This window comes from uncultured Roseovarius sp. (genome assembly GCF_913054395.1).
Lineage (GTDB): Bacteria > Pseudomonadota > Alphaproteobacteria > Rhodobacterales > Rhodobacteraceae > Roseovarius.
Window position 1 is genome coordinate 1 of sequence record NZ_CAJXIP010000135.1, and the last position, 8,667, is coordinate 8,667.

6 protein-coding genes and 1 pseudogene are annotated in these 8,667 nt (G+C 58.5%); 2 read left to right on the top strand and 5 right to left on the bottom strand.

Annotated features, from left to right (window positions below; translation table 11 throughout):
- A partial coding sequence (locus QZ522_RS15355; protein ID WP_294613492.1) for an aminotransferase class IV occupies positions 1-667 on the bottom strand: 667 nt, incomplete at its 3' end.
- A gap of 150 nt (positions 668-817) precedes the next feature.
- Between QZ522_RS15355 and msrA the strand changes: the two genes are divergently transcribed.
- Complete coding sequence (gene msrA / locus QZ522_RS15360; RefSeq protein WP_294613495.1) at positions 818-1,486, top strand: peptide-methionine (S)-S-oxide reductase MsrA; 669 nt, start codon at positions 818-820, stop codon at positions 1,484-1,486.
- On the opposite strand, the gene QZ522_RS15365 is transcribed toward msrA, so the two are convergent.
- Together QZ522_RS15365 and QZ522_RS15370 are read right to left on the bottom strand one after the other, a co-directional pair.
- Positions 1,483-2,340, bottom strand: coding sequence for a ribokinase (locus QZ522_RS15365; protein WP_294613498.1), 858 nt, complete (start codon positions 2,338-2,340; stop codon positions 1,483-1,485). The two genes, msrA and QZ522_RS15365, sit on opposite strands and share 4 nt — an antisense overlap.
- Before the next feature lie 64 nt (positions 2,341-2,404).
- Positions 2,405-4,660 (bottom strand): NADP-dependent malic enzyme, encoded by a 2,256-nt coding sequence (locus QZ522_RS15370; RefSeq protein ID WP_294613501.1) that lies wholly within the window; start codon positions 4,658-4,660, stop codon positions 2,405-2,407.
- A gap of 163 nt (positions 4,661-4,823) precedes the next feature.
- Here QZ522_RS15370 and mutS point away from each other — a divergent pair, with 163 nt between their 5' ends.
- Positions 4,824-7,451 carry a DNA mismatch repair protein MutS gene (gene mutS, locus QZ522_RS15375; protein ID WP_294613507.1) on the top strand — a complete coding sequence of 876 codons (2,628 nt, stop codon included), beginning with the start codon at positions 4,824-4,826 and terminating at the stop codon, positions 7,449-7,451.
- A gap of 15 nt (positions 7,452-7,466) precedes the next feature.
- Here mutS and QZ522_RS15380 read toward each other — a convergent pair whose 3' ends face one another.
- On the bottom strand, positions 7,467-8,030 hold the full coding sequence (locus QZ522_RS15380; RefSeq protein WP_294613504.1) for a nucleotide exchange factor GrpE: 564 nt from the start codon (positions 8,028-8,030) through the stop codon (positions 7,467-7,469).
- 9 nt (positions 8,031-8,039) lie between these two features.
- A pseudogene (gene hrcA, locus QZ522_RS15385) lies at positions 8,040-8,667 on the bottom strand (heat-inducible transcriptional repressor HrcA); the annotation flags it as partial.

Below are 8,667 nucleotides of genomic sequence, written 5' to 3' on the forward strand. Positions count from 1 at the left end.
TCATGCAGTAATCCCCGGTCGAGGTCCAAACCGCGCCGTTGCGCACAATAAAAAAGTTGCAGGCATTGGTGGTGTTCACAAAGCCATTGATGTCGAGCATCAGCGCCTCATCCGCTCCCGCTTTCTCAGCCGCAATGCAGGCCAGAATGCAGTTGAGCTTGGAATGGGAGTTCAGCTTGGGGTCCTGCGTCATCGGCAATCCGCGAATATGCGGCACCGTCGCAAGGCGGATCGGGCGGGCAATCTTGGGTTTCGAATGCTCCATGATAATGGTGACCGTCGGCCCTTGGCGGCTTAGCGACGGGTGTTGAAACGGTCGGGTTTTCACCCCGCGCGTCACCATAAGGCGGGCATGTGCATCGGTTGTCATTTCATTGGCATTTTGCGTGTCTGTTATGGCCTGAAATACCTCTTCTCGGGTCATCCCGATATCAAGGTCAATCGCCTTCGCCGCCTCAAAAAGCCGATCAAGGTGCTCGCCTGCGAATGCCCAGCTGCCATCATAAAGCCGCAGCCCCTCCCACACGCCGTCACCAAGCATGAAGCCGCTGTCATAGACGCTGACCAGCGCCTCTGCCTTGGGCACGATCCGGCCGTTCAGCCAGATCTTGATCTGATCATTGCGCGCGTCTTCTTCGGCCTGATGCGTGGTCTGGTGTTCGTCCATTCTGTCCCCCTGTTTCACGCCAAGCCTAGTGAGCCGCCCAAGCCAAGCCAAGGGCGAAATATTGCTCAACTGCGCGTGACCTCACGGGGACGTCGCTTGGCGTGAGGTGCCTTTTACGGCAGGATTACGTTAATAAAGGAGGGCAGAGCGATGTTACTTCAAAAACGAGAGATCAAGGCGGCCGTGTTGGCCATGCTCATCGCAGTCGGGCTGTGCGTTCACTCCAATCGGGCCCATGCAGCAGAAGCACAAGAGCTTGTCGTCGCCGGCGGATGCTTCTGGTGCGTCGAGGCCGATTTTGAAAAAGTCCCCGGTGTGATTGGCGCTGTATCGGGCTTTACCGGCGGAAAAACCGCGAATCCGACGTACAGGCAGGTATCAAAGGGCAATACCGGGCATTTTGAGGCGGTGAAGATCACCTTTGATCCCGATAAGGTCACGCGATCATCGCTGTTGAATCTGTTTTTCCGTTCGGTCGACCCAACGGATGCCAAAGGACAGTTCTGTGATCGCGGTGCAAGCTATCGAACGGCCATTTTCGTCTCTGACACGGCGGAAAAAGACGCTGCTGAAGCCGTAAAGGCTTCGGCGGAAAAGGCGCTTGGCCAAGAGATCGTAACCCCGATTCTGCCCCTGAACACGTTCTATGCGGCCGACAGCGGCCATCAGGATTACTATAAAAGCACCGCCCTGGTCATCACCCGCTTCGGCCCGCGCACCAAGGCCAAAGCCTATAAACTATACCGCAAAGCCTGTGGTCGCGACGCGCGGGTTCGCGCACTCTGGGGCGGTGACGCGCCCTTTGCCGGACAGTCCTAGGCAAGAAACGCCGCCGTTTCCTCGGCGGTAGGTATCGCCTCGGCTGTGCCTGGTCGTTGCACCTGAAGCGCCGCCGCCGCTGAGGCTCGTTTTAGCGCGGGGCCGGGCGCGAGGCCCTGCGCAATTGACGCGATCAGATACCCCACAAATGTATCGCCCGCGCCGGTCGTGTCCACTGGCGTGACATCAAATGCCGGGACTGAAATTACCTCGCCAGATATATTGTCATGCCAATCGGCACCTTCGGCCCCGCGCGTGATCAAAAGCTGCGGCACCGCAATGGCGCCTATGGCCCTTTCAAGCTGCCGGGCCTCAACGTCATTCAGAATCAAAAGCCTGACAAACGGCAGAATTGCCTCTACGGCATCCGCGTCAAATGGCGCCGCAGAATAGGCAAGATGCATTCCAGCGCCCTGCGCAAGACGCGCGGTTTCCACCTGTAGATTGGTTTCGTTCTGCATCATAAGCCAATCCCCTGGCGACGCCGCACTCAGCGCTGTCGTGACATCCGCAAGGCCAAGGCCACGATTTGCGCCCGGATAAATCACGATGGAATTCTCGCCAGCAGCATCCACATAAACAACCGCATGGCCGGAAGGCCCCTCGTGACGCACGATATTGGAAACCTCGACACCGTATTCCCCAAGTAGATCAACCATCCAACCGCCATCGGATCCAACCGCGCCGATATGACAAACACGCGCCCCGGCACGCGCCGCAGCAACGGACTGGTTGGCGCCTTTGCCCCCAAGCGTGCGGTAATAGCTGTCGGCCGCAAGGGTTTCTCCGGCACCGGGCAGGTGAGGCAGGCCATAGATATGGTCGGAGTTGATGGACCCAAGGTTAAAGATCATGCTCATCCCCTGTTTCACCATTCCATAAATACTCAAATCCTGTCGCCCGCCTCGGGCGCGAACGTCACCCCACCTTACAGGCCGCCAACACCGCCATGTTCAGAATATCGTTGGCCGTGAAATTCGACGAACAGATCTGTATCGACTTGTCCACACCTGCCAGGATTGGCCCGATCACGGTGGCGCCCGCCATTTCCTGCATCAGCTTGACAGAAATTGACGCCGAATGACGTGCCGGCACCACAAGGATATTCGCAGGTCCGGTCAGGCGCTGGAACGGATAGTTCTCTTGCGCAGCGATATTAAGCGCCACATCAACGGTCATCTCGCCTTCAAACTCGAAATCCACGCCGCGTGCCTCAAGCACTTTGGGGGCACGGTGCATCTTTTCGGCCCGTTCAGACCGCGGATAGCCGAATGTAGAAAAGCTGACGAACGCGACCCGCGGTTCAAGACCAAGATGGCGGGCAACGCCGGCGGCACGTGTGGCGATATTGGCCAGATCCTCTTCATCAGGCCATTCATGCACCAGCGTGTCGGCGATCAGAACGATCCGCCCCTTATGAAGCAATGCCGTCACCCCGGCAGCACCATGTTGGGCATCGGCGTCAAAGACGTGATTGATCAGTTCAAGCACATGCGCCGATTTGCGCGTCGCCCCGGTGACAAGCCCGTCACCATGCCCATGCGCAAGCATCAACGCCGAGAACACGTGCCGGTCGCGTGCGGCAAGACGGTGAATATCGTGCCGGTCAAATCCCTTGCGCTGAAGCCGTTTGTACAGAAACTCCTTGTAGTCATCCAACCGGCCCAACTTGGCGGCATTCACCACTTCAAGTTCTCTCACGGCGTCGCCCAGGCCTGCCGCCTCAAGCTTTTCCTTCACGTCGCTGTCACGACCAACCACAAGTGCCTTACCCAGACCGCTGCGCTGATACTGCACGGCGGCGCGCAATACGCGGGGGTCGTCGCCCTCGGCAAAGATCATCCGCGCCTGTGCATTCCGGGCGCGGGCATGAATGCCGCGCAGGATACTGGCCGTCGGATCCATCCGGGACTTCAGGGAAACTTCATAGGCATCCATATCAACGATCGGACGGCGCGCCGCGCAGGTCTGCATTCCGGCCTGCGCCACCGCAGGCGGGATCGTGTAGATAAGACGCGGATCAAACGGCGCCGGAATGATATAATCGCGCCCGAACGAAAGTTTGCGCCCATAGGCCATCGCAACTTCGTCGGGCACATCTTCGCGCGCCAGCCGTGCCAGGGCCTCGGCACAGGCGATCTTCATCTCGTCATTGATCGCACGGGCATGTACATCAAGCGCGCCGCGGAACAGGTAGGGAAAACCAAGCACGTTATTCACCTGATTGGGATAATCGGAACGGCCTGTGGCAACGATCGCATCGGGGCGCACGGCATGGGCCTCTTCCGGGGTGATCTCGGGATCGGGGTTGGCCATGGCGAAAATCACCGGATTTTCAGCCATCGTGGCAACCATTTCCTGGGTGACAGCACCCTTGGCCGACACCCCAAGGAACACGTCCGCCCCGTCCATCGCCTCTTCCAGCGTGCGCAGCGAGGTGGCGGCGGCATGGGCCGATTTCCACTGGTTCATGCCCTCGGTGCGACCCTGATAGATCACGCCCTTGGTATCGCACATGATACAGTTGTCATGCTTGGCCCCCATGGATTTCAACAGTTCGAGACAGGCAATACCGGCCGCACCGGCCCCATTCAGAACGATCCTGACATCGCCGATCTTCTTGCCCGAAAGATGCAGCGCATTGATCAAACCGGCCGCACAGATCACTGCCGTGCCGTGCTGATCGTCGTGAAAGACCGGAATATCCATCACCTCTTTCAGGCGCTGCTCGATGATAAAACATTCGGGCGCCTTGATGTCCTCAAGATTGATGCCGCCAAAGGTGGGCCCCATTAATTTGACCGCATTGATGAACGCCTCGGGATCTTCGGTATCAAGCTCGATATCGATCGAGTTCACATCGGCAAAGCGCTTGAACAAAACCGCCTTGCCTTCCATCACCGGCTTGGACGCAAGCGCGCCCAGATTGCCAAGCCCAAGAACCGCCGTCCCGTTCGAGATCACCGCAACAAGATTGCCCTTGTTCGTGTAGTCATAGGCAAGCTCGGGATGATCCGCGATTTCTTCGCAAGGCACCGCCACACCGGGCGAATAGGCAAGGCTAAGGTCACGCTGCGTCGTCATCGGAACGGTGGCCGTTATCTCGAACTTGCCGGGGGTCGGTTCGAGGTGAAAGGCAAGTGCCTCTTCGCGGGTCAGTTTTTGTTTTGCCATGTTCGGGCCTGTGCGTTGAGTGAATTTTCATCCTGCATAGCGGGGGAATGCCGTGGCCTCAACTCAAACGCGGTTTTGGCTTTCGCGGGCGGTCGGGGATTTGTAAGGTCCCGCTCAGCAAAAGGGGGCACAGGTGACAGCACAACCATCCACAATCACGCCGATGATGGCACAATATCTTGAGATCAAGGCGCAGTATCCAGAGGCGCTTCTGTTCTATCGGATGGGTGATTTTTATGAGTTGTTCTTTGACGATGCGGCGGCAGCAGCCGAGGCACTTGATATTGCGCTCACGAAACGCGGCAAGCATCTGGGCGAAGATATCGCGATGTGCGGGGTTCCGGTCCATTCCGCCGAGGGGTATCTTCTGACGCTGATCCGCAAAGGGTTTCGCGTGGCTGTCTGTGAGCAGATGGAAGACCCCGCCGAGGCGAAAAAGCGCGGCTCGAAATCAGTTGTTCATCGCGCCGTTGTTCGCCTTGTCACCCCCGGCACCCTGACCGAAGAAAGCCTGCTTGAGGCGCGGCGTCATAATTACCTTGCCGCTTTCGCTCAGGTGCGTGGTGACTGTGCTTTGGCTTGGGTCGATATCTCGACCGGGGCGTTTCATGTCATGCCCCTGACGGCTGCGCGGCTTGGTCCTGAATTGGCGCGCCTTGCCCCGCGCGAAGTGGTGATAGCCGACGGTGATGAGGGTGATTTAGGTGAAATAGTCACTGAATCTGGCGCGTCTCTTACCCCTCTTGGACGCTCGGCGTTTGACAGTGCCGGTGGTGAAAAGCGGCTTTGTGCGCTGTTCGGTGTAACCACGCTGGAGGCATTTGGTCAGTTTACCCGCCCCGAAGTGGCGGCGATGGGCGCCATCGTCGAATGGCTTGAGATCACGCAAAAAGGCAACCTGCCGCTTTTGCGCACGCCGGTGCGCGAACAACATGAACGCGCGATGCAAATCGACGCCGCGACCCGGCGTAATCTGGAGCTGACCCAGGCGCTGGCCGGGGGCAGGGCCGGATCGCTGTTGGCAACAATCGACCGCACCGTTACAGCGGGCGGCGGGCGCCTGCTGGAGCGTCGGCTTTCAAGCCCGAGCCGGGTGTTGGACGTGATCCAGGATCGGCTTGAAATGGTGGCTTTTGCGGTGGAACAGTCATGTTTATCCGCCGATCTACGCGCGGCTCTCCGCAAGGTGCCGGACCTCGATCGTGCCCTTTCCCGGCTTGGGCTTGATCGCGGCGGACCGCGTGATCTGGCCGCCATCCGCAACGGGCTTGAACAGGCCGCAGAGATCGCCGGACTTTTTGGCGACCGGGCACTTCCGCCGCTTCTTGACGAGGCGAGAAAGGGCCTTGCCGGTCATGACAAATTGCGTGACCTACTGGATCATGCGCTTGTCGCAGAGCCCCCCCTCCTGGCACGTGACGGCGGCTTCATCGCTCCCGGTCATGACGCGGAACTGGACGAAGCGCGTCAGCTTCGCGATGAAGGACGCGGTGTGATCGCGGCGATGCAGGGGGAATATGCCGCGCTGACCGGAATTCAATCGCTCAAGATCAAGCACAACAACGTTCTTGGCTATTTTGTCGAAGTCACCTCGACCCATGCTGAGAAAATGCTGGCCGCGCCCCTGAACGAAACCTTCAAGCATCGCCAGACCACCGCCAATCAGGTCCGTTTCACCACCGTGCCGCTCAGCGAAATGGAAACCAGGATACTGAACGCCGGCGGGCGGGCGCTTGAGATTGAAAAGCGGCTCTATGATGCCCTGAAAGACGCGATATTGGCCGAATTCGGCGCAATCGCACAGGTCGCACGGGGGCTTGCCGAGATTGATCTTTCGACCGCCCTTGCCGATCTTGCGGTACAGGAAAACTGGTGCAGGCCGATCGTTGACACCAGCCGCACCCTTGACATCAAGGGCGGGCGTCATCCGGTGGTCGAACGCGCTCTGCGTGCCCAGAACGGCGCGCCGTTTATTGCCAATGACTGTGAACTTGGCGGTGACAGCGATATCTGGCTTTTGACCGGGCCGAACATGGCGGGTAAGTCAACCTTCCTCCGGCAAAACGCCCTGATCGCGCTTTTGGCGCAAATGGGAAGCTATGTACCTGCCAAATCCGCCCATATCGGCCTTGTCAGCCAGCTTTTCAGCCGCGTTGGCGCCTCTGACGATCTGGCGCGCGGGCGCTCGACCTTTATGGTTGAAATGGTGGAAACCGCCGCCATTCTCAATCAGGCCGATGATCATGCCTTGGTCATTCTTGATGAAATCGGGCGCGGCACGGCCACCTATGACGGGCTAAGTATCGCATGGGCAACGCTTGAGAACCTGCATGACGTAAATGGCTGTCGTGCGCTTTTTGCCACGCATTATCATGAGCTTACCAATCTGAGCGACAAATTGGAGCGGGTAGATAACGCCACTGTGGCCGTCAAGGAACACGAGGGCGACGTGATCTTCATGCACGAGGTCCGACGCGGCGCCGCCGATCGAAGCTATGGCGTTCAGGTGGCCAAGCTTGCAGGCCTTCCCGAGGCGGTCGTGGCGCGGGCGCGCGTGGTTCTTGATGCGCTGGAAAAGGGCGAACGCGAGGGCGGCAGCCGCCAAAAGGCGCTTATCGACGATTTGCCGCTGTTTTCCGCGATGCCCGCCGCACCAATCCCGGTCAAATCGCAGGGCTCCTCAGAGGTAGAGGCCCGCTTGGCGAATATCCTTCCCGACGCGCTTAGCCCGCGCGAGGCGCTGGACCTGATTTATGAACTCAAGGGATTGGCGGGGGATAAGGCGGGCTAACGCCCGCCTTGAATGTTACGCGCCGCGATTGGACGACACGCCAACCTGTGCCGGGCGTAGAATGCGATCATGCAGCATAAAACCCTGACCCGAAACCTGAATGATCTCGCCGGCCTTGGTGCCGGGCAGGGGGGCCTCGAACATGGCCTCGTGATGCTGCGGATCAAACCGATCCCCGACTTGCGGGTCGATTACTGTAATGCCGTGCTTGGTGAACACGTTCAAAAGCTCGCGCAGGGTAAGTTCGATCCCCTCGAAAACCGCGGCCGAGGCCTTGCGCTGTTCATCGGTGAGGGTGTCAAGCGCGCGCTTGAGATTGTCATGCACCGGCAGCATATCCCGCGCAAGCTTTGACCCGCCGTAATTCTCGGCCTCGCGCCGGTCCTTGTCGGACCGCTTGCGTGCGTTTTCGGCGTCCGCCAGCGCACGCATGAACTTGTCCTGATAGGCATCGCGCTCTGCTCGCAGGCTATCAAGCTCCAACGCTTCGTCGGAAATCTCTGCCTCGTTCTGTTCGTTCTCTTCAGCGGCTGCTTCTTCGATATCGTCGAGAAAGCTTTCGTTGTTCGGCTCTGCCATTTTCTACCTCTAACTCCGGTCCGAGATCAGTTTGCCAACCAGTTGCGCCGTGTAATCGACAATTGGCACGATACGCCCATAATTAAGGCGCGTCGGACCAATGACACCAACCGCGCCAATGATCTTACGGTCAGCGTTCATATATGGAGAGACCACCAAAGAGGAACCCGAAAGTGAAAAAAGTTTGTTCTCAGAGCCAATAAAAATGCGCACGCCGTCGCCTTGCTCCGCCAATTCGAGAAAATCAGCAATGTCTCGTTTACGTTCGAGGTCATCAAATAACGTGCGGATGCGTTCGAGGTCCTGTTCTTCTTCATCTGTACCAAGCAGATTCGACCGGCCGCGCACAATCAAACGCTCTTGCTGTCCACCCTCATCAGCCCAAAGCGCGAGCCCGTTTTCAACCATATCAGCCGCCAGACTGTCGATCTCCTGACGGCGTTTTTTGATCTCTTCCTGAACGGCATTGCCCAACTCGCTCAAGGTGCGCCCTTCGCCAACCGCATTGAGGAAATTTGCCGCCTCCCGCATGGAACTGGGCGTTTGCCCAACAGGAGGAGTGAACAGACGGTTTTCCACATGACCGTCCGCGAAAACCAGCACCACCAAGGCACGTTCGGCACCAAGGCTGACAAAC

What these genes read in the sequence shown, in the direction of transcription:
- msrA (WP_294613495.1), top strand. Translation starts at nt 818, where the DNA reads ATGTTACTTCAAAAACGAGAGATCAAGGCGGCCGTGTTGGCCATGCTC.
- QZ522_RS15365 (WP_294613498.1), bottom strand. Translation starts at nt 2,340, where the DNA reads ATGATCTTTAACCTTGGGTCCATCAACTCCGACCATATCTATGGCCTG.
- QZ522_RS15370 (WP_294613501.1), bottom strand. Translation starts at nt 4,660, where the DNA reads ATGGCAAAACAAAAACTGACCCGCGAAGAGGCACTTGCCTTTCACCTC.
- mutS (WP_294613507.1), top strand. Translation starts at nt 4,824, where the DNA reads ATGATGGCACAATATCTTGAGATCAAGGCGCAGTATCCAGAGGCGCTT.
- QZ522_RS15380 (WP_294613504.1), bottom strand. Translation starts at nt 8,030, where the DNA reads ATGGCAGAGCCGAACAACGAAAGCTTTCTCGACGATATCGAAGAAGCA.